24 protein-coding genes are annotated in these 21,358 nt (G+C 45.7%); 8 read left to right on the forward strand and 16 right to left on the reverse strand.

The features are described from left to right. Positions 1-10: 10 nt before the first annotated feature. A complete protein-coding gene (locus BMZ56_RS01150) occupies positions 11-304 on the forward strand; it encodes a DciA family protein (protein ID WP_090622924.1) in 294 nt (97 codons plus the stop codon). Positions 305-542: 238 nt separating this feature from the next. Here the strand turns inward: BMZ56_RS01150 and BMZ56_RS01155 are convergent, their stop codons facing one another. The 7 genes from BMZ56_RS01155 to BMZ56_RS01185 form a co-directional block, all read right to left on the reverse strand. Then, a complete protein-coding gene (locus tag BMZ56_RS01155; protein WP_090622927.1) occupies positions 543-1,109 on the reverse strand; it encodes an OmpH/Skp family outer membrane protein in 567 nt (188 codons plus the stop codon). A 114-nt stretch (positions 1,110-1,223) separates the two neighbouring features. Beyond that, positions 1,224-1,760, reverse strand: a complete 537-nt coding sequence (locus BMZ56_RS01160) for an OmpH/Skp family outer membrane protein (RefSeq protein ID WP_090624395.1) — start codon at positions 1,758-1,760, stop codon at positions 1,224-1,226. A 66-nt stretch (positions 1,761-1,826) separates the two neighbouring features. Further along, positions 1,827-4,382, reverse strand: coding sequence for an outer membrane protein assembly factor BamA (bamA, locus tag BMZ56_RS01165; RefSeq protein WP_090622930.1), 2,556 nt, complete (start codon positions 4,380-4,382; stop codon positions 1,827-1,829). 57 nt (positions 4,383-4,439) lie between these two features. Then, a complete protein-coding gene (gene uppS, locus BMZ56_RS01170) occupies positions 4,440-5,183 on the reverse strand; it encodes an undecaprenyl pyrophosphate synthase (protein WP_090622935.1) in 744 nt (247 codons plus the stop codon). 36 nt (positions 5,184-5,219) lie between these two features. Further along, positions 5,220-6,053 carry a type IX secretion system protein PorG gene (gene porG / locus BMZ56_RS01175; protein ID WP_090622939.1) on the reverse strand — a complete coding sequence of 278 codons (834 nt, stop codon included), beginning with the start codon at positions 6,051-6,053 and terminating at the stop codon, positions 5,220-5,222. Positions 6,054-6,055: 2 nt separating this feature from the next. After that, on the reverse strand, positions 6,056-6,940 hold the full coding sequence (locus BMZ56_RS01180) for an NAD kinase (protein ID WP_090622943.1): 885 nt from the start codon (positions 6,938-6,940) through the stop codon (positions 6,056-6,058). A gap of 4 nt (positions 6,941-6,944) precedes the next feature. Then, complete coding sequence (locus BMZ56_RS01185; RefSeq protein ID WP_090622946.1) at positions 6,945-7,607, reverse strand: CBS domain-containing protein; 663 nt, start codon at positions 7,605-7,607, stop codon at positions 6,945-6,947. Between the two features lie 261 nt (positions 7,608-7,868). On the opposite strand from BMZ56_RS01185, the gene glsA reads away from it, so the two are divergent. Next, positions 7,869-8,693, forward strand: a complete 825-nt coding sequence (gene glsA / locus BMZ56_RS01190) for a lyso-glycine lipid O-acyltransferase GlsA (protein ID WP_245893026.1) — start codon at positions 7,869-7,871, stop codon at positions 8,691-8,693. Between the two features lie 4 nt (positions 8,694-8,697). Further along, a complete protein-coding gene (glsB, locus tag BMZ56_RS01195; protein ID WP_090622954.1) occupies positions 8,698-9,654 on the forward strand; it encodes a glycine N(alpha)-acyltransferase GlsB in 957 nt (318 codons plus the stop codon). Positions 9,655-9,708: 54 nt separating this feature from the next. On the opposite strand, the gene BMZ56_RS01200 is transcribed toward glsB, so the two are convergent. Next, complete coding sequence (locus tag BMZ56_RS01200) at positions 9,709-10,164, reverse strand: GatB/YqeY domain-containing protein (protein WP_090622958.1); 456 nt, start codon at positions 10,162-10,164, stop codon at positions 9,709-9,711. Positions 10,165-10,392: 228 nt separating this feature from the next. Here BMZ56_RS01200 and BMZ56_RS01205 point away from each other — a divergent pair, with 228 nt between their 5' ends. Further along, positions 10,393-10,611 (forward strand): hypothetical protein, encoded by a 219-nt coding sequence (locus BMZ56_RS01205; protein ID WP_090622961.1) that lies wholly within the window; start codon positions 10,393-10,395, stop codon positions 10,609-10,611. A 16-nt stretch (positions 10,612-10,627) separates the two neighbouring features. Here the strand turns inward: BMZ56_RS01205 and BMZ56_RS01210 are convergent, their stop codons facing one another. The 8 genes from BMZ56_RS01210 to sucC all read right to left on the reverse strand — a co-directional run bounded on the left by BMZ56_RS01210 (position 10,628) and on the right by sucC (position 17,939). Further along, a complete protein-coding gene (locus BMZ56_RS01210; RefSeq protein ID WP_090622965.1) occupies positions 10,628-11,056 on the reverse strand; it encodes a CBS domain-containing protein in 429 nt (142 codons plus the stop codon). Positions 11,057-11,232: 176 nt separating this feature from the next. After that, a complete protein-coding gene (locus BMZ56_RS01215; RefSeq protein WP_177194997.1) occupies positions 11,233-11,667 on the reverse strand; it encodes a hypothetical protein in 435 nt (144 codons plus the stop codon). A gap of 78 nt (positions 11,668-11,745) precedes the next feature. After that, positions 11,746-12,378, reverse strand: a complete 633-nt coding sequence (locus BMZ56_RS01220; RefSeq protein WP_090622968.1) for a SprT-like domain-containing protein — start codon at positions 12,376-12,378, stop codon at positions 11,746-11,748. Between the two features lie 113 nt (positions 12,379-12,491). After that, on the reverse strand, positions 12,492-13,667 hold the full coding sequence (gene nhaA, locus BMZ56_RS01225) for a Na+/H+ antiporter NhaA (protein ID WP_090622972.1): 1,176 nt from the start codon (positions 13,665-13,667) through the stop codon (positions 12,492-12,494). 30 nt (positions 13,668-13,697) lie between these two features. Further along, positions 13,698-14,318 carry an L-threonylcarbamoyladenylate synthase gene (locus BMZ56_RS01230; protein WP_090622975.1) on the reverse strand — a complete coding sequence of 207 codons (621 nt, stop codon included), beginning with the start codon at positions 14,316-14,318 and terminating at the stop codon, positions 13,698-13,700. Between the two features lie 15 nt (positions 14,319-14,333). Beyond that, positions 14,334-15,779, reverse strand: a complete 1,446-nt coding sequence (gene asnS, locus BMZ56_RS01235; protein ID WP_090622979.1) for an asparagine--tRNA ligase — start codon at positions 15,777-15,779, stop codon at positions 14,334-14,336. A gap of 54 nt (positions 15,780-15,833) precedes the next feature. Next, a complete protein-coding gene (gene lgt, locus BMZ56_RS01240) occupies positions 15,834-16,676 on the reverse strand; it encodes a prolipoprotein diacylglyceryl transferase (RefSeq protein WP_090622983.1) in 843 nt (280 codons plus the stop codon). A gap of 72 nt (positions 16,677-16,748) precedes the next feature. Further along, positions 16,749-17,939: an ADP-forming succinate--CoA ligase subunit beta gene (gene sucC / locus BMZ56_RS01245; RefSeq protein WP_090622986.1), complete on the reverse strand. Its 1,191-nt coding sequence runs from the start codon at positions 17,937-17,939 to the stop codon at positions 16,749-16,751. Between the two features lie 81 nt (positions 17,940-18,020). Between sucC and BMZ56_RS01250 the strand changes: the two genes are divergently transcribed. The 4 genes from BMZ56_RS01250 to BMZ56_RS01265 all read left to right on the forward strand — a co-directional run bounded on the left by BMZ56_RS01250 (position 18,021) and on the right by BMZ56_RS01265 (position 21,352). Further along, on the forward strand, positions 18,021-18,692 hold the full coding sequence (locus BMZ56_RS01250; protein ID WP_090622989.1) for an ABC transporter ATP-binding protein: 672 nt from the start codon (positions 18,021-18,023) through the stop codon (positions 18,690-18,692). Beyond that, positions 18,682-19,170 carry a hypothetical protein gene (locus BMZ56_RS01255; RefSeq protein ID WP_104443683.1) on the forward strand — a complete coding sequence of 163 codons (489 nt, stop codon included), beginning with the start codon at positions 18,682-18,684 and terminating at the stop codon, positions 19,168-19,170. Before BMZ56_RS01250 ends, BMZ56_RS01255 begins: the two co-directional genes overlap by 11 nt. A gap of 98 nt (positions 19,171-19,268) precedes the next feature. After that, complete coding sequence (locus BMZ56_RS01260) at positions 19,269-19,901, forward strand: hypothetical protein (protein ID WP_090622997.1); 633 nt, start codon at positions 19,269-19,271, stop codon at positions 19,899-19,901. Positions 19,902-19,915: 14 nt separating this feature from the next. Beyond that, positions 19,916-21,352 carry a S41 family peptidase gene (locus BMZ56_RS01265; RefSeq protein WP_090623000.1) on the forward strand — a complete coding sequence of 479 codons (1,437 nt, stop codon included), beginning with the start codon at positions 19,916-19,918 and terminating at the stop codon, positions 21,350-21,352. Positions 21,353-21,358 lie beyond the last annotated feature (6 nt).

Consider the following 21,358-nt stretch of genomic DNA (forward strand, 5'->3'; position numbering starts at 1 on the left):
TCGAACGGACATGAACGGCAGGGGTAATGATATCACCATCAAGGAAGCGATCGAAAAAATGCTCGATGTCTATAAGTTACGGCGCAAATTTGATGAAACTTCATTAATAGCTGCCTGGCCGCAATTAATGGGAAACGCAATTGCCAACCGTACCAAACAACTCTATATCCGTGATAAAAAGCTATTTGTAAAAGTAGAATCGTCAGTGATTAAACATGAACTTTTACTGATGCGTTCGCAAATCATTGGGCGTATGAATGAACACGTCGGGCAAGTGGTTGTTGAAGAGCTAGTAGTACTTTAATTAACCAAGTATGAGGCATAGGATAGCCTATGCATACGTACCGCATCCGCTCCCTATATGCACCCCTTCCGTACCCTTTATGTACCTTTTGGGGGTGGGCTGGCATTTTATATAGGGTTTAGTTAAGCTGACTGATTGGCGCTGGGTTAAGACAAGGAGGTACCTCCTCCAACAATTAAAAAGGCTGTCTAGTTGAAGCGTACAACGAGACAGCCTGTTATGTTCTTATCGTGATTTTTTACGGATTTGCTGGGGTAGCAGCAGGAGTGGAAGCACTGATGCCTAGTTTCGTCTTTACATCGGCCGTAAGGTCATCGCCACCTGCAAAATAAGGAATGGCCGAGTTGGCAATGTCAAACACGTATGCATATCCTTTTTCTTTGGCAACACTTTGCACCGCGGTATTTGCTTTTTGGAATATCGGTGCAAACAATTGTTCTTGCTTGGTCTGCAGTTCCTGTTGGGCAACTTGCTGAACTTCTTGGATACGGCGCTGAATTTCCTGAATTTCCGTGCCCAATTGTTGCAATTTGGCGTCTATCGAATCCTTATTGGCTTCACTCCGGTTACGTGATAAGCTTTGAGCTTCGGTCAGTTTTTTATCATGCTCCGTTCCCATTTGCTGCAATTCGCCTTCCTTGGTTTTTTGAAGATTTTCAAATTCGGTTTGCGCAGTTTTGAATTCAGGCATGGCTTGAATGATGTCATTCGAATTGACATGGCCGATTTTTTGCTGCGCACTTACGAGTCCGGTTGATAAAAACAGCACCGCAACCATCCCTACACCTTTTAACAAATTTTTCATGCTATTCATTTTGATTTTTCTTGTTTGTGGGGCTGTTCCCCTACTTGGTGAATTATAGAGTTTTTATGTTTTACTTTTACTTTTTTCAAAAACAGCGCAATGATACAAAACGAATCAATTTTCTGCAAGTGACGGATCGGGTTTGTATCCCAATCGTGTAATGACATCATTGCTTTTATCTAATTTTGGGTTAGCATAGAGAAAAGTAACTTCACTGCCCTTGTCAAGAACGATATCCAAACTCTGATCCGTCGCGATGGTCTGAATCGCTTGAGCTACCCGATCTTGTATCGGTTGGATCAGTTTTATACGTTCTTCGAAAAGGTCTCCTTCAAAGCCAAACTTCTGCCGTTGAAATTCTTTAGCTTCTTGTTCTTTCAATACAATTTCATCTTCCCGCTTCCGGCGCATTTCCTCACTCAATAATACCTGATCTTCTTGGTACGCCTTATAAAGCTTTTCGATATCGGCAAACCGGTTGTCCACTTCTTCCTGCCATTGTACAGAAAGTGCATCCAATTGTTTTTGGGCTGCAAGGTATTCGGGTATATGTTTGAGAATGTACTCTGTATCCACATAGGCAAACCGTTGGGCAAATGTCGCTGACGAAGCCACTATGGACAATGCGATCACACCTATTATTTTTTTCATATTCATTTTAATTATGTCTTTGGTACTTGGAATATCGCTGCAAAAGTAATTCCATTTTTTTATTAATTAGTTAAATCCACCCATTTGCTGCATGATGCTGAACGTGAAGTTCTGCCGCCATTGGTTGGATTGTACACCCGGGATTGGATCAAATGCGTGACCGTAGTCAATTCCCAACAATCCGAAGATTGGTAAGAAGATACGAGCACCCACGCCCACCGAACGACGAACTTTAAACGGATTAAAGTCGCGGAAATTATTCCAGGTATTACCCCCTTCAGCAAAGGCTAACACGAATACCGTCGCTTGGTCATTCAGCATAACCGGGTGCCGGAGTTCCAGCTGGTATTTGTTGTAGATAGGACTCCCCGAATTGCGAGCGATGTTGACATCTGCTCCGTCGGGAATGACCATTCCGTTTGCATAACCCCGCATGGCAATGATTTCCGAGCCCTGTAGGAAATCGAAGCCCATCATGCCATCTCCACCCAGTTTGAAGCGCTCAAAGGCAGATTGTCCGGTTACACGGTTGTATGAACCCAAAAAGCCGAATTGAGCTTGTGCTTTCAATACGAGCTTACCGGCAATCCGAGTATACCATTGCGAGTCAAATTTCCATTTGTGGTATTCTGTCCATTTGTACCGTTCCTCATTGGGCGCAGTGGGGTAGTTGACGTTATTAAATGACGAATAGGGTGGGGTCACCTGGATGGTGAGCCGTATGTGCGATCCCGACGTCGGATAAATGGGAGCATCCACCGAGTTACGGCTGATTTCCTGTGTAAGGTTGATGTTGTAGGAAGTTCCGTTTTCAAACAGGAACCCCGGATAGTTCTGTAATTTATATTGCTGGAATCCCAGCGAGTAGTTTACCTGGAACCAGTTGTCCGGCCATTGCAGACGTTTACCTAAACTGACGGTCACCCCGTTCATCCAGATGCGGTTCAGATCCTCATCGGCTGCTATCTGGCGTCCGGTCCAGTAATCGAACCCACCGAACGAAGAAGAAGACGTATACGCGCTTACCCCGAAATAAATCGGCTTCTTGCCACCTAACCACGGTTCAGAGAACGAGAAGCTGTACGATTGGTACCGTTTACCGCTGGTTTGTCCGCGGAGGCTTAGCTTCTGCCCGTCCCCTCTCGGCAGCGGTTTCCAAGCACTTTTATCGAAAAGATTACGGGTTGAGAAGTTGTTGAACGAAAGCCCCAGTGTACCGATGACCTGCCCGGCACCAAATCCGCCAGAAAGCTCCACTTGGTCGGAAGGTTTTTCTACCACGTTGTATTCGATATCAACCGTTCCTTCTGAGTGGTTAAGATTTGTGGGGACCGGATTGGTTTTCTGTTCGTCAAAATTGCCGAGCTGCGCGATTTCCCGCGTGCTCCGCATCAACAACTCTTTCGAAAATTTTTGTCCGGGTTTGGTGTGGATGGAACGAAGCAGTACCCTGTCATTGGTCACATCGTTGCCCTTCAGAATGATATTGTTCACCGTGAACTGAGCACCTTCATAAATGCGTAGGTCCAAATCGATGGTATCGTTATAGATCTTGGTCTGTACCGGGTCTACCGTAAAGGTTAGATAACCGTCGTTTAGGTACAGGGAAGAAACGTCGTCACTGTTGCGAGTAGGACCCATCAATTTGGTGTTCAGTTTTTCCTCACTGAACACCTCGCCCTTTTGGATGCCGAGGATGATATTTAGCACGGAATCGGTATACTTCGCATTGCCTTGCCACGTAATGTTGCCAAAATAATATTTAGATCCTTCATAGAGATCGATATCGACAATAACGTTGCGGTTATTGTACTTGTAAAATGTGTCCCGGAGAATTTCGGCATCCCGGTAACCGCGCTCATGCATTTTGGCAATGAGCTTTTCTTTGGCTTCTTTGTACTTCTCTTCTTTAAATTTCCCTGGTCCGGTGATCCGCCACCAGGTACGCTGCCTCACGCCCTTGAAAAACTTGCGTAGCTGGCGTTGCGAGAAATCTTCGTTGCCCGTGAAATTGATACGGTGCGCACGCACTTTCCGGTTTTTATCTACATTGACTACCAAAATTTGGTTGTTTACCTGAGCGGAATCCTTTACCGGGGCCATCGTGATTTCGGGATACAGATACCCCTTTTCACTTAAGTAACGGGTAATGGTATTCCGTGTGGTATTCATCAGGTTTTCATTGACGATTTTGCCGGTGTTTTCATTGAGCTTCTTGCGTACTTCCTCGGTTTGGGTTTTGTTGAGCCCTTCAATGTCGATCCGCGTGAGGCGGGGGCGTTCTACGACGTGGATATTGAAAAAAATGGAATCTCCTTTTACCGCATCTGCATAAAGCTCCACTTCGTCAAACAGCCCTTGATCCATCAGATTTTTCACTACGCTTGACGTTGCATCGCTTGGTACCTCAATTCGTGAGCCCACAACCAATTTGGAAATGGTAATAAGCACATCATTGTCGAGGTATTCGGTGCCGCTGACCGTTATCCCCCCAATGATGTAATTCTGAGGGTTAAGGTAACTGAATTCGTCCGAATCACCCACACGTACACCGCGTTGCTGGGCTACGGTGGTCTCTGCCGCTAATATGGTAATGAGTACAAAAAAGAGTATTCGCTTCATCTATCTAATTTATTGCCGCTAAAGTACGTCAAACAGTTGTTAATTTTTGTTAAAAGGTTATTTTGATAATTGTTCGCTTGTTAACCCGAATCGGCGTTCGCGTTGTTGATAGGCTAGGAGCGCCTCAAACAAGTCGGTTCTTCTAAATTCCGGCCATAGTTTATCCGTAAAATATAATTCGGCATATGCCAGTTGCCACAGGAGATAATTGCTGATCCGCTGTTCACCGCTGGTGCGGATCATCAGTTCGGGGTCGGGCATACCGCGGGTTGAAAGCTGCTGTGCAAAGCGATTTTCATCGATGTCGTTTGGAGTGATTTCGCCCGATTGGACTTGCAAGGCCAACTGCCGTGCTGCTTCGGTAATTTCCCAGCGGGCGCTGTAACTTAGCGCTAACGTCAGCGTGCAATTCGTATTATCTGCCGTCTTTTGCATGGTTTCATGAAGCTGATCGCAGCATTTGGCAGGCAGCTGATCCAGGTTGCCAATGGCATGGAGTTTTACTCCGTTTTCCATCAGCGTTTTGGTTTCTTTGTTGATGGTCTTAACCAAAAGTTCCATTAAGGCTGAGACTTCCAGCTTCGGGCGGTTCCAATTTTCTGTAGAAAACGCATAAAGTGTGAGGTAACTAATACCTATTTCCACCGCACCTTCCACCGTATCCCGCACGGCTGCTACGCCATTTTTATGGCCAAATACCCGCAGTTTACCGCGCTCTTTAGCCCATCGTCCGTTGCCATCCATGATTATGGCTACATGCTGGGGCAACCGTGTCTTATCAATCCTTTCCTTGATATCCATCTGAATTTGGTGCAAATGTAAGATATTTTTGAGGACTTACTGCCATTCCGGACATCCTCCTTTAAAGATGGTGTAAGAAAGGGTGATACCCACGGTCATGAACGAGTCGTAAGGGCGACCGTCGCCGCGTTGGGATCCAGGGAGAGCCGATGCGGCGCGGCGGTAAGTCAGGTACTGCCAGTCGTCCAGGGTTAAGTCACCTGGTAAATAAGGCGTAATCTGATTAGGATGAATAGGATAGTTTCCACTGACATCGTCCAGGTAATCTGTCAATGTCAATCGGTATGCTAATTCAATGCCTATTGACCAGAGCCCCCTTAGGTTGTACTTGAACCCCGCTCCGAACGGGATGGAAATGGCGTATTCCGCATAGGGATGGGGGTTGTCATTCATGTGGTATTCCGTTTGAACCGGACGGAGATTCACTTTTTGTGGGGATGCACCGGCGATAGGTGGCCGATACCACTTTGGATTAAATTGAATGCCTCCAATCCCAGCAAAAATATACGGTGTATAGACAATCCTCCCGCGTTGAGGCAGCCATTTAAAGAAATTAAAATCAACCAATAGTGCGGCTTCGTTGATCGCTCCAAAAAAACCAAGATTTCGATTCTTGCGTTGCTGGTTACTCGAATATCCGTCATATGCGAACGTATTCGCATGTGCAAAGTTTCCCCGAATGCCCCACGTATGATTAAGATTGTATTTAATGAAAGCCCCAGCAGCCCAATCGTTGAAGGCGAAGGGAGTTTCCGGATTAAGATCTCCCATGTAGCCCGAGGATCCGCCCTGTAATCCAAATTCCCACTCCTGTGCGTGGGCATTCACGAATTGGAAAGCGATGAATAGCGTTACAAGTCCTCGAAGCATAACTAATAATTCCGTGCATCAAGACCCCAAAGCAACTTATTGCGCAAGTTGGAAAAGTAACGGTAATTTTTCAACCGTAGGAGGTTTACCTGGTAATGGGCCTGGCTGATTTTTAACCGGATATCTGTAGAAACAGAAGTTGTCTGCGAATCGCAGGACAGCAGAAATTTACCGCTTCGGCTTTCGATTTCTAGGTCGAGCTCCATATCGTCTGAAATGACAACCGGTCTCACATTGAGGTTATGCGGCGATATGGGTGTAATAACGAAATTACCGCTGCCGGGCACAATAATGGGACCACCACAGCTTAATGAATAGGCGGTGGAGCCGGTGGGCGTGGCTACAATAATTCCATCTGCCCAATAAGCGTTCAGTAATTCACCATTAAGGTATGCGTTAACCGTAATCATCGCCGAACTGTCACTCTTGAACAGTGTGATATCGTTTAATGCAAAAGGACTGCCGTTAAAAAGGGGGATTTGCTCAGATCGTACCGTTAGCAATGTCCGCTTTTGGATGCTGTATTCCCCTTGAAAAATCGCGTCGATGGCTGAATCGATGGCATCTTTATTGATATCAGCCAAAAAACCAAGCCTGCCAAAATTAACACCCGCTACCGGAATACCCGAATCGCCCACGATAGACACGGCCGCCAACATCGTTCCATCGCCACCTAGGCTTAGCATAAATCCAATATCATCGGGCAACTGACGGCGGCTGGAGTAACTGCGAAGTTCTTCCGAAAGAGCAACTTGCTGCCGCAGGAATTGCTGAAAATCTTCGTATATCCATAGTTCCGCGTCTTTGGCAATTAATAAATCAAATAAGTGTTGCACGTAGGGAATAACTGAAGATTGGAATTCCCGGCCATAAACTGCTATCTTCATCAGATTACATATTGATATAGTTCATCAATTGCTCATAGCGGTCACGGGAGTTGTCGCGGCTACTTTCGTCGTTGTACGTAGCCTTAACCGTATAATCATGCCGTAAAAAGGAAGACACGATAGATGAAATATTGGATTTATTGATTTTGATGGTGACCTCCAACCGGGAGGAATCCGAAAAAGTTTGTACATAGGAGTTCAGGATCTGTGCGTTGTCCGATTCGACGATATGGGCAATGTGTGAAAGCGCGTTATCGCGTTGTCCCATTTCCAGCACAATAATGCCCCCTGGTTGATGAATAGACATGGTTTGACTTAATGTATTTATTAATTCCAGCGGCGTAATAGCTCCCAAGTAGGTGTGATGTTCGTCGACTACTACCAGTAGATCAAGTTGGTAAATCTGGAAAAAAAGCAGGGCATCAAAGATGTGCTGCGTGCTGTAAATATAGATTTGTTGATAGACAATATCGGCACGATCAATACGCTGATCGGTATTTGCCAAGCCGGCGAGGGTTTCATAGGATACCGATCCAAGGAATGCCCCGTTTTTCACTACTGGCAGCTGCGTCAAGCGGAGGTCGGCCATCTTGTCAAGCGTATAACGGATACTATCCGTTGGATTAATCGCATAATTGCTGTCTGTAATGACTTGATGGATGTTCATGCCTGTTTCTCCCCAGCTCTTATTTATTAAACGAATAAAACGCCCGATCGTTTAATCTTGTCAAAATTAATCGGTTTTGTTGATAACCACGACTATTTTGCTTTTTTTTTACATATTGATTGATTTTTGGAGGTAGTTAAACATTTGAAGGTAGTTAAACAAAGGAATGACAATACGCTAACTTTTACTACTTTTGGCTGCTGATCGCTGGATACGGTGCGGCAACTGTCAGGTATAAGACGGATCATTGTATAGATTGTTTTGGAAGATAAAGACAAATATATCATTATCAGGGAGGTGATTCGTGGGAAAAACCCCCAGCTCCTCAAATGGATACCACGTTTTCTGCTACGGTATATCGAGCGGGTTGTGCATGAAGCGGATATCAACCAGGTAATGGCCAATATCGGACACCTGCACGGACTTGATTTTGTGGACGCATTGATTGCGGAACTGGGTGTGGTTGTCGAGCTCCGCGGCGAAGAAAATATTCCGCTTTCGGGCGGCGTTATCTTTGCGTCTAATCATCCATTGGGCGGATTAGACGGAATCGCATTTATGCACGCGCTGGGTAGGTACCGCAGGGATATTAAATTTCTTGTAAACGATATCCTGTTGAATATCAAAAATCTGGAGCCTTTGTTTGTCGGAGTAAATAAGCATGGTACACAGGGCCGAAAAGCGATGGAACAAATTGAAGAGGCCTACGCGCTCGACCATGCCTTGTTGGTTTTCCCTGCGGGTTTGGTGTCCCGCAAACGTAACAGCAAGATCGAAGATCTGGAATGGAAGAAGAGTTTTATCAACAAGGCAAAAAAATACAAGAAAGATATTGTACCTGTTTACATCGATGGAAAAAATTCCCGTTTTTTTTATAACTTCGCCCGTTTCAGGGAATTTATTGGCATCAAAGCGAACGTAGAAATGTTTTATCTTCCGGATGAAATGTTTGCACAGAAAAACAAAAAAGTAACTATATGTATAGGAAAACCAATTTCTTATACTTATTTTGACGCCTCCAAAAGTGAAAAGGAGTGGGCTGGGCATATGAAACAATTGGTTTACAACTTAGCCCCTGAAAACTAACTATATGCAAGAAATAATAGCACCTGTTGACCGCAGTTTCATAAAAAGGGAGCTTACTCAAGAGGCGTTTGTCAGGTATACTAACAACGGAAATAATGAGATTTATCTGGTTAACCACCACAGTGCACCATATACGGTACGGGAAATCGGACGATTGAGGGAATTAACGTTTCGGGCAGCCGGAGGGGGAACAGGGCTAGATCTGGACTTGGACGAAAACGATACCTGTGCCGATGCCTATGATCAATTGATAGCCTGGAACCCTGAAGACGAGGAAATTATCGCAGGATACAGGTTGATCAAGTGTAAGGATGTAGGCACCAACAGCCACGGAGAAATCAATTTATCAACTGCTCACTACTTCCATTTTTCACCCAAATTCATTGCTGAATACCTGCCGTATACGATCGAGTTGGGTCGGTCTTTTGTACAACCCAAATACCAACCGGGGAAGGATAATCGAAAGGGATTGTTTTCGCTTGATAATCTGTGGGACGGATTAGGTGCCGTAGTAAAACTCAATCCCGATGTCAAATACCTGTTTGGCAAGGTAACGATGTATCCCCATTACAACCGGGAAGCGAGAGATCTTTTGATCTATTTCATGCATCATTATTTCCCAGACAGCGAACAGTTGGTTTGGCCGATCAGGCCGCTTGGTTATTCCAGGGATACCACGTATTTTCGTCAACTTTTTGAAGGACAGGAATATAAAGAGGGGTATAAGATACTTAACGGACGGATACGGGCATTGGGAGAAAACATACCGCCCTTAATTAATACGTATATGAATCTTTCCTCCACCATGAAGACGTTTGGTACTGCCCAAAATGAAGAGTTCGGTACCGTGGAAGAAACGGGCATCATGATCACGATTGACGATATCTTCGAAAGTAAGAAAGAGCGCCATATTTCTACCTATGAACGCGATAAAGAAATCGGAAGCCGGAAGGTGATTTAACAGCCACCAGCTTCGGCAATCAGCTGATTACCGAAGCTGGTGGCCGAAAGCTGACTAATTTCCCGTTAATAAGGTTTTGGCAATTTCGGAAATCGTTTTGCCGTCTGCTTTTCCTGCGAGTTTCTGGTTTGCTAACCCCATCACCTTGCCCATGTCTTTAGGGCCGGTGGCGCCGGTTTCAGAAATGAGTTGGTTAACGATGTTTTCAACTTCTTCACGGCTAAGTTGCTTCGGTAAAAAACCCTCGATCACTACGAGTTCTTCCATTTCAATCTGATAAAGATCGTCACGTTTCTGCTCCTGGTAGATCGTGGCTGACTCCTTTCGTTGTTTCGCCAGTTTCTGTAAAACTTTAACCTCGGTATCTTCCGAGAGTGCCTCCGCGGGCCCTTTCTCAGCTTTAGCCAGGAGAATGGCCGCCTTGATCGCACGTAAACCGCGGAGCCGGGTATTGTCTTTGGCCAACATGGCAGCCTTAATGTCTTGGTCTATTTTTTCTTGTAAAGCCATTATTTGAGGTGTTATTTGCTGTAATTGTTACTCGAAACGGGCGCATGACAGATTTTTCGTTACCTGTTTGTTTTTAACGGTACTCAAGCTTGCTTCGCAGGTACATTCGGTGAGCACTAAGTGCTATTACTTCGTAGAACCTTTCAGGATTTTATCGTACACCCACTTGAGATTCCAAAGATACTAATTATATATTTTTTTGTACCTTTGACGGCAAATGTTATTTATATGGCAACTGCATTAGAAAAGACACCTCCACGGAAAACCGATAACAACGCAAATCAAACCCATTATTACGTAACATTGGCTATCGCCGTAGCCATCGGATTGGCCGGTACCTTCCTCAGATTTTTACAGGACTCTGCACTGTTGTCTGCCATTTCCAATATCCTGCTTGCCCTCGGCTGGTTCATCGTGTTCCGCGTAGTATTTCGGATCATGAAGTAAAGCGATTGAAGACCGACTAACTGTTGATGTAACTTTCTAGTTGATTGATGGTCTGTTGTTGGTCTTCAATGATGTATTTAACCAGATCGCCGATGGAAAGCATGCCGATGACTGTGTGATTGTCGACAACCGGCAGGTGCCGGAAATGACGGCTGGTCATGAGTTTCATGCAATGATCGATGGCTTCATGCTGAGTAATGGTATGGGGGTTGTGGGTCATCACCTCATACATGGGGGTATCCTTGGAAGATTTCCCCTGCAGGATGATTTTACGGGCATAATCCCTTTCCGTAAAGATGCCCTGCAATAAGCCGTTCTCAATGACTAGCAAAGCGCTGATGTTTTTTTCCATCATCATCTTTAATGCTTCCAATACCGATACATCTTGGGTCACCGAATACACAACAGGTGATTTATTGTCGAGGATGTGCTTAACGGTTTTCATAATTGTTGCTTTAATTTATTAATACCTTGCCGACTGGTCAACAGTAGATAGGATACAGTTAGCGACTATAATTGGAGTTTCGCAAATACACGAATAAAAGTAACAATATTTCATAAAAAAACCTAACAGTTATTTAATGCTGTTAGGTCTTTGAAGTGTCCATGTATTTCCCTGTTTTAACCCGCCACGCTACCCGGCCAGGTATGCCAGGGAATCCGGGATAAAATTAAAATCAACCCGATGATATAAAATATCAAGACGCTGGCATTTTGCTTTTTGGGTGTAGCTAGTTTTTTTGCCCTCGAATAGCCTATCGTGATCAGTACGATAGCTACCAGCATCGTGAGGGGGTGTTCGAGGAAATAAAGTCGAGCGATGCCATCTTTCATAGCGGCTCCGGACGCATTTTTAATTCCATAAGGAGATACAAAATAGGCGATGAGGCCGACTATAAATTGAACATGGGCACAGATAAGCCCCAAAAGTGCCATTTTACGGTTGTACCCTTTGTTTTGTAGGTAAGCGAAAAGGGCATACAGAATGGAAATGATCAGACCAGCCAGTAAAACATAAGCCAATGTCGAATGTAAATGTTTGATTCCGGTGTACATAGTTTTGTTAGTTATGTTAGCGTATTTCCACGTCCGACGATGTGGGGCAATTGTGTCGTCATTACGATGAATGACGGGCTAAATTACAGAATTATTTGGAGATTCCAGTATGATTACCTCGGCAATAGGACTGAAAAGATAGATGCGCCGCGTTTTAAGCTCAATACAGCGGTATCGCTTTCTGATCTTTTCCTTCTTCTGAAAAACGCGGCCATTTTTAAGTGTAAAAATCGTATCCTCCGGCAGTTGTTCGACAGATTGCGTATCGTCGGTTTGCAAGTTATACCTTTTTAGTACACGGAACAGATTAAGATCCGTACAACTTGAGGCGGCCGGATTGTCCATATAGCGGGCTAGTGCTGTTTCGATATCAACCGGAAAGATTCCCGTTTTGATAAAGGGTTGCATGAGCTGTTTGAAATGGCTTTTCCATTCCTTTCCATGCGGCCTTACTTTATTTTTATAGTTGTTCCAGGTTTTTAGATGGGCAAACTCGTGGACGGTCGTAATTAGAAAGGCATAGCTGTTCAAATTATGGTTTACCGATATCCGATGACCGTGCCCGCCATGTGGAGGCCTGTAATCACCCAATTTGGACGCCCTGCTCTTGCTGATTCGGAATTGACAGTTGCTATCGATGATCCATTGCGAGATCACTGGTGCAGCGGTTGTGGGCATGTATCGGCTCAATTGCTGGCTGTAATCAGGCATGTTTGTTTGTTTGTTTGTTTGTTTTTTCACAACGCTCGTCTACCATTACATTTCGTCGCTCCGACTACCGAAGGACTTGTTAAATTAAGATTCTGCACAACGGTGTGCCGTCACTACTTGTTGTTTTTGTCCGCATATTGGTTTCCTAATCGTTTGAGGATACTGTATCCAATGATGGCCGAGAGTGCCGACGCAACTAAAATGGAAAATTTCGCAGCTGTCTGATGAAGCGGATCGCTAAAGGAGAGTAGCGCGATGAATATTGACATCGTAAAGCCAATGCCGCCCATCAATCCGATGGAAAATACCTGGATCCAACGGGTGCTTTTCGGGAGCTCACTCATCCCAAGTTTTACGGAAATCCATGAAAACAACGTTATTCCCAGGGACTTACCTACAAATAAGCCGGCGATAATCCCTAATCCAAGCGGACTGGCAAGCCCTTCTATCATTCCGCTTTCAAACCGGATATTCGTATTGGCGAGTGCGAATAGAGGCATGATGATAAAATTGACGGGCGTGCTGATTGCATGTTCAACCCGTTGGATGGGTGAGGAGCCACCTTTTTTTCCTTCGATGGGAATTGCAAAAGCGGTGAGTACACCGGCAATGGTTGCGTGTATGCCGGAATGATGGATAAAATACCACATGAATACACCGGGAATGAGATAAACCCAAACCGATTTGACACCCATCCGGTTGATGAACGTCAACAGCAGAAAGATGCCCAACGCGTACAGTAAATAATCGGCAGCCAAATCTGAGGTGTAAAAGATGGCGATAACGAGGATAGCACCCAGGTCGTCTACAATTGCGATCGCGGTAAGAAAAACTTTGAGCGCGAGTGGTACACGCTTGCCTAAGATAGACAGGATACCGATCGCAAACGCAATGTCCGTTGCCATTGGGATGCCCCAACCGTGATGTGTCTCGGTTCCGACATTGAATAACAAATAAATACCTGCTGGCAGCAACATGCCACCCAATGCAGCAAAGAACGGGAGCGAGGCTTTCTTGGCCGATGAAAGTTGACCGTGTGCTAGCTCTTGCTTTATTTCTATACCCACCATCAGGAAAAACACGGCCATCAAACCATCGTTTATCCACTGGAGAATGCTGTAATTTAAATGGATGGAACCGGACTCAAAGCCGATTTTATGGGCTAACAGCGACTCAAAGCCCGGGCCTAACGGCGAGTTGGCAACGAGGAGGGAAACGACCAGAAAAATCAACAGCGTAATGCCACTTGCTGAATCGGCCTCGAAAAATTGTTTGATTTGTCTACGCATGAGAAGATTGGCTTGTAAAAAGCTACTAAGCTATAAAAAAAGAGACAAATCTCCCTTTCCTTCGCGGACTATTTCGAAATCTCCGGCCGTGGTATCCACCACGGTGGAAGCCACATTCCCACCGTACCCCCCGTCAATGATAATATCTACGTAATCGCGATACTTTTCATAGATAAGCTCCGGGTCGGTTGAATATTCCACAATTTCGTCGTCATCGTGAATGGATGCCGACACAATTGGATTGCCTAGTTCGCGTACAATCTCACGGGCAATGTTGTTATCTGGGACACGGATACCTACGGTCTTTTTCTTTGAACTCAACAGTTTGGGTACTTGCCCACTGGCGTTAAAGATAAATGTAAACGGTCCCGGCAATGCTTTTTTCAACAGTCGAAATGTCGCTGTATCGAAAGGTTTGGTATATTGGGCGATACCGGTTAGGTCATCGCACACAAATGATAGATTGGCTTTTTCCAATTTCAACCCCCGGAGATCACACACCCGCTCGATTGCCCGGTGATTGTTGATGTCGCAACCCAATCCATAAACGGTATCTGTAGGATAGATGATAAGCCCTCCCTTGCGTAGCACATCCACCACCTGTTGGATGGCTTTTGGATTTGGATTCTCTTCGTAGATACGTAGTAACATCGTTTAAACAAACTATCAAAACTCCGCATTGTTTGGCGTGCGTGGAAAAGGAATCACATCGCGGATATTCGTCATACCCGTAACAAACAGTACGAGCCGTTCAAATCCGACACCGAATCCCGAATGGGGCGCCGTGCCGAAGCGCCGCGTGTCGAGGAACCAGTCCATTTCATCAGTGGGTACTCCCATTTCGTGCATCCGCTCAACAAGTTTGTCGTATCGCTCTTCTCGTTGCGAACCACCAACCAGCTCACCGATACCGGGAAATAAAATGTCCATGGCAGCGACAGTCAGCCGCCCCTGGTCATCCGGCTCATTCAGCCGCATATAGAACGATTTAATGTCTGCAGGGTAATCGGTAAGAATGACCGGTTTCTTAAAATGTTTCTCTACCAAATATCGCTCATGTTCAGATTGCAAATCGGTACCCCATCCGGTTATGGGGTATTTGAATTGCTTCTTTTGGTTAGGTTTGCTTTGACGCAGTATTTCGATGGCTTCGGTATACGTGAGTCGTTCAAACCGGTTGTCGAGACAGAAACGGAGTTTGGCAACCAAATCCATTTCGGAGCGTTCGTTTTGCGGTTTGCTTTTTTCCTCTTCGAGTAGCCTGCTTTTGAGAAATTCGATCTCATCCGGGCAATGGTCGAGCGCAAATCGAATGACATACTTTAAGAGTTCTTCGGCGAGATCCATGTTGTCTTCCAGTTCGTAAAACGCCATTTCGGGTTCAATCATCCAGAATTCAGCCAAGTGGCGTGTGGTGTTGGAATTTTCCGCACGGAATGTAGGTCCGAATGTATAAATATTGCCCAATGCCATGGCCGCTAATTCACCCTCGAGCTGTCCGGATACCGTGAGGTTGGTGGGTTTGCCGAAAAAATCTTCCGAATAGTCTACTGCACCGTCGGGTGTCCGGGGGGTGCCATCGAAGTCGAGGGTGGTTACCTTGAACATTTCACCGGCACCTTCAGCGTCGGATCCCGTGATGATAGGGGTATGCATATAAACAAATCCACGTTCAAAAAAGAACTGGTGGATGGCAAATGACAAGGCGTTGCGTACCTTGAACACCGCGTTGAATGTATTGGTGCGAAAACGCAGGTGGGCGATCTCACGCAAAAATTCGAGACTGTGCTTTTTTGGCTGTAAGGGGAATTTTTCGGGATCACTATCTCCTAATATTTCAAGCGATTCTACCTTGATCTCCACCCGTTGACCTTTACCCAACGACTCCACCAAGCGTCCGGAAACAGCAAGTGCTGCACCGGTGGTAATCCGCTTCAAGAGATTTTCATTGGTGTTAGCAAAATCAACTACCGCTTGGATATTGCCAAGCGTCGATCCATCGTTGATTGCAATGAATTGATTATTCCGGAACGTTTTAACCCATCCTTTTACGGTTACCTGCTGCCCGTATTCCGTAGCATTCAATAAATCCTTTATACGTGTATGTTTCATATTTTTACTGCCTTTTGGCTCGTTAGCTATCCGCTGTCGGTATTGAGCGACCAGCTATGAGCCATTTGTTAGCTTAACTGTTGCTGGTACAGGTTTATTTTTATATATCATTAATGCGACCCCAACTAAAACGAACGGGATGCTTAGCCATTGCCCCATATTAAATGTCATTCCCTGCTCAAAAGCAACCTGTTCTTCCTTAAAAAATTCAATGCAAAAGCGTGCCGTAAATAACAAAATCAAAAATATTCCGAACATAAAACCATGGGGGCGGTTGTTTTTGCGGTATAGAAAGGCCATCAGCACAAAAATTACCAAGTAGGAAGCTGCTTCGTAGAGTTGAGTAGGGTGACGGGGGATATTATCCACCCGTTGGAAGATGACGCCGTAACTTCCTTCTGTGGGTTTGCCGATGATTTCAGAATTCATAAAATTTCCCATCCGAATGAATGCGCACGTCAGCGGAGCAACAATGGCCAAGCGATCTACTACCCAAAGAAAGCTCAGCCTGGTTTTGCGGCAATATAAGATGACTGCAATAAGGATACCCAGGGCGCCTCCATGGCTGGCCAATCCACCAAATCCCACAAACTGATAAGATCCATCTATTTTCGCTATCGGAAGAAATATTTCGAGCGGCGCTTTCCAAAAATATTCAGGTTGATAAAAAAGAAAATGTCCCAAGCGGGCGCCGATAAAGGTTCCGAGTACCACGTAGATCGCCAACCGTTCAAGATGTTCGAGTGGTATGCCCTCCTTTTTATACATCCGATCCACCACATAATAGGCAGCGGCAATGCCCATCGCAAATAACAGACCGTAGTAACGTACCGGAAATGTACCAAAAAGTTTGGCCATTTCTGGGGATACATTCCAGTGGACTAAGGCTGCAATCATTAGCTATACTAAAACCAAAAAACCTCCAACGAGACGGGAGGCTTTGCTGAACAAGTTAACATCTTAAATTAATCACGACAAGACCTTCGTCACCAAGTCTGCGGCCTCTTTAAGAAGAATGGCAGAGTAAACTTCGAGCCCTGATTCGTCGATCAGCCGTTTGGCCTCTTCGGCGTTTGTGCCCTGTAGACGAACGATGATGGGTACGGGAATGTTGCCGATTTCCTGATACGCATCAATTACTCCTTGGGCTACGCGGTCACAACGCACAATGCCTCCAAAAATATTGATAAGGATGGCTTTTACGTTCGGATCTTTCAAAATGATGTTAAACCCTGCTTTGACCGTCTGGGCATTCGCCGTACCACCTACGTCAAGGAAATTTGCGGGCTCGCCGCCAGCCAATTTAATGATATCCATCGTGGCCATCGCCAGTCCCGCGCCATTCACCATACAGCCTACGTTTCCATCGAGTTTTACATAGTTAAGATTAGATTCGCCAGCTTCGACCTCGGTGGGATCTTCTTCGGTCACATCGCGCATCGCTGCATAATCCGGATGACGGAACAAGCCGTTTTCATCCAAATTCACCTTCGCATCTACCGCCAGTATCTTATCGTCTGAGGTTTTCAATACCGGATTGATTTCAAACAATGCAGAATCCGTGGCGTCATACGCCTTATATAAAGAGGCAACGAATTTGGTCATGTCCTTAAACGCCGCACCACTCAACCCTAGATTGAATGCAATTTTACGAGCCTGGAAGCCTTGAAGCCCTACTTTCGGATCAACTTCCTCCTTAAAAATAAGGTGCGGTGTTTTTGCAGCCACTTCTTCAATATCCATGCCGCCCTCTGTGGAATACATAATGATATTACGGCCGCGGCCACGATCCAGCAGCACGCTCATATAAAACTCTTTGGTTTCGTTTTCGCCGGGGTAATAGACATCCTGAGCAATCAACACCTTGTTTACCTTTTTGCCTTCGGGGCCTGTTTGAGGGGTAACCAATTGCATGCCAATGATGTCGGAAGCCCGTTGTTTCACCTCGTCAAGATTTTTGGCTAGCTTCACGCCACCGCCTTTGCCGCGGCCACCGGCATGGATCTGGGCTTTTACCACCACCCAATCCGAGTTGTAGTCTTCTTTCAACTTTTTGGCTGCTTCCACAGCTTCCTCGGGTGTTTCAGCGACAATGCCTTCCTGCACCCGTACGCCGAAACTCTTCAGTATCTGCTTGCCTTGATATTCGTGAATGTTCATTTGCGAAAAATTTGGCGTAAAAGTAGGGTTTTAATCGGGAATGGTCAAGGGAAACCTCCAAAAATTACCTACCTTCGCAGCATGCTACAAGCTACTGGCATTTATAAATCGTACGGCACATTACCCATCCTGAAAGGAGTAGACCTCCATGTTGCCAAAGGCGAAATCGTCAGTTTGGTTGGTGCATCGGGTGCTGGCAAAAGCACACTGCTGCACATCATTGGCACGTTGGATCGCCCCGATAGCGGCAAGGTAGTGATAAACGGTACAGATGTTGGGTCGCTTCAAGCCAAGCAGTTAAGCGCGTTCCGTAATGAGCACATCGGTTTTGTTTTTCAGTTCCACCACCTACTTCCTGAGTTTACCGCAGTGGAAAACGTGTGTATTCCAGCCTTTATCCGAAAGGAAAGCCGAAAAAAGGCAGAACACCGGGCAACGGAGTTGCTGGAGTTGCTGGGAGTGGATCGGCGCGCAAGTCACAAACCCGCAGAATTGTCGGGTGGCGAACAACAGCGGGTGGCGGTAGCACGTGCGTTGATTAACAATCCTTCCGTTGTGCTCGCTGACGAACCCTCCGGAAACCTGGATTCGGAAAACGCTGCATCGTTGCACGCCCTGTTTGTAGATCTGCGGGCTCAATTGAATCAGACGTTTGTTGTGGTAACGCATAATGAGGAACTGGCAAATATTGCAGACCGCATTGTTCATATTAAAGACGGACGGATCGGACCGGTTGACCGCCATGCAGAATAAAGTACTGATCACACAGGGTATGAGGCCTTTCGCCCAACGGGTAGCAAAACTGTTACCGGTAACCTATACGCTCCTATTTGGTTCGGCAGAGGATGTACCCAATATACTCATAGATAACGGCAATTTCGTGCGTATCCCGCATGCTAATACACCTATTTTTATACACGAGGTGATAAAAAAATGCCTGGACAGGGAAATTTCGGTGGTAATCCCCCTGGGTGTTGAAGAACTTTACCCGTTGGCCAAAGGCCGTCCGCTTTTTTCGGAGTATGGTATTGAGATATGGGTGCCTGATGTGAACGTGCTTGCTAACCTGTCTGTTGTCGAAAATCCACCGAAGCAATTGACCTTGATCGTGTTGGCTGAGGGCAGATCGATCCCTGATGGAAATGCAGATAAGCGGTTTGAAGGACTATCGGGTGTTTTTACACCTTCCGACTCGGACGATGAGTTGGCACTGTGCTGCATCGCCGATTAACGATCTTTAATCCTTAACTGAGTGAAACGATCTCAATGATACCGATAAAACGAACACGATATCATTAAACCATTCTTTAGTTTAGCACTCCAATCGGTATGTTGAGACACCAGAATATTCCCGTCGAGAAAAAAGCGCTTATCTTCGCGCTGGACGACGTGCTTTTTCCAAAGAAGGACTACCTGTTGCAGGTATATTATCTGTTTGCCCATCTACTCGAATATACTGAAACCACACCCCCAGCTAAGGACCTGACCGAATTTCTGAAATCAGCATATATGCATCACGGCGAACCGGGGCTGTTTGAACGGGCGGCCGAAGTGTTCGGTATAGCTGGCAAATACCGTGTGCATTTCGATCGACTGCACCTTACGGCAAAATTACCATTGAAATTATTGCTTTATAAACCCATAACGGATGCCATGCGGACGGCACATGAAAGCGGCAAACAGGTATTCATCCTAGCCGGAGGTAACCCCGCCCTGCAATTAAATAAGTTGCGACACGTGGAATGGGAAGGCCTTGATCGGGTTGTTAAGGTATATTTTGAGGAAGAACTGATCAACCAACAACAGGAGCCTATGGTTTATCTGTTGGCTGAGAATGGCCTGGAAGTACAGGATGTTTTGTATATCCATGCGCGCGACGAAAGGAATCTGACTAGGGTTGCGGATGTGGATACGCTCGATGTAGAACGAATTTTGACAACACCGTTTGTAGGTACAGACTGAATAACTATTTTCTAATGAAAACAAGAATGGTTAAAATTTTTATGGCAATAGGACTGTTGACCTTCGTAGCGGGCTGCGGGGAAAATACGGTCATGCCTGAACTCGAACGTCCTGAGCTAGGAGATACCGATGAAGACTTACTGAAAGATTCGGTTTATCTCTATACATACGGGTTTTACCTTTGGCAGGAAGATCTGCCCGACTGGTTTGCGGACGTACGGGGAAACACCCGCCGATTTAATTCTGCAGACGCGGTTTTGGAATCGCTAAAAACATATGCCCGCGATAATAGCGGGGCACCCCTGGACCGATTCAGCTTCCTAGATCGTTGGGGTACGGTTAACGCGGAAATACAACAGGGACTGGCCGGTAGCTTTGGGCTTGACGTCCGGTACAATAACGATACAGATCTATATGTAAAAAAAGTAGATGTGGGATCGCCGGCTGATAAGGCTGGCGTAAAAAGGGGATGGCAAGTGTTGAGTATTAATGGCCGAAACGATCTGTCGCTTGCGACGCTGGAAGCAGATAATTTCAATTTTCTTTTCGATGCATTGGATGGCGGGAGCATCGACTTGTTATTCAGAAAGCCCGATGGAAACGAGGTGTCATTCCGCCTAAGCCGGGGTAACTATCAGTTACAGCCGGTGTTGGCAAGCCGGGTGTATACCGTAGGTAGCAAGAAAATAGGGTATTTTGCTTTTGATATCTTTGTCTCAACGCTCAGTGATCTTGGGAATCCAACGTATGTGAAAAGACAGTTGGATCAATTAATGGCAGAATTTGAACAGGCGGGTGTAGCGGAAATGATTGTAGATCTTCGATATAATGGGGGAGGAGCTGTCGTGACCGCTGAGTATTTGTCAAACCTGTTGGCACCGCCCTCGGTAGGCACCGGGTTGATGTATACCAATAAGGTAAACCATGGATTGGAGGACTTTTTGCGATCGCACCGCACCCAAATTGATTTCTCTCCGGTGCATTTCCACAAGACGAATACGCTTAACCTCAATCGTATTTATTTTTTGGTGACGGAAGGAACCGCATCTGCCAGCGAGCTATTAATCAACAACCTGACACCACATGTAGACGTGAAGTTGGTCGGTGAACACAAAACGTACGGAAAGCCGGTAGGTTTTTTCAATTGGAATATCTTGGGTGTAGACCTCTATGCTGTTTCGTTCCAAACATTCAATTCAGTAGGAAATGGTAGTTATTTTGAGGGGATGGAGGTAGATAAGCTGGTTTATGACGATCTTACCAGAGACTTTGGCGACCCCGAAGAAGATATGATCGCAGAAGCGTTGCATTATGCGCGCAGCGGCAGCTTTTCCGCCGACGAAGCCAGTCTTCAAGCAAGGGCAGCAACTGGACGACGTGCCCCATTTGATACCATGCCCTTGAACAGAGGATTGGATAATCGCGGAATCAAAGGCATGTATCTTTTTTAAAACGAT

The organism is Parapedobacter indicus (assembly GCF_900113765.1).
Taxonomy (GTDB): Bacteria; Bacteroidota; Bacteroidia; order Sphingobacteriales; family Sphingobacteriaceae; genus Parapedobacter; species Parapedobacter indicus.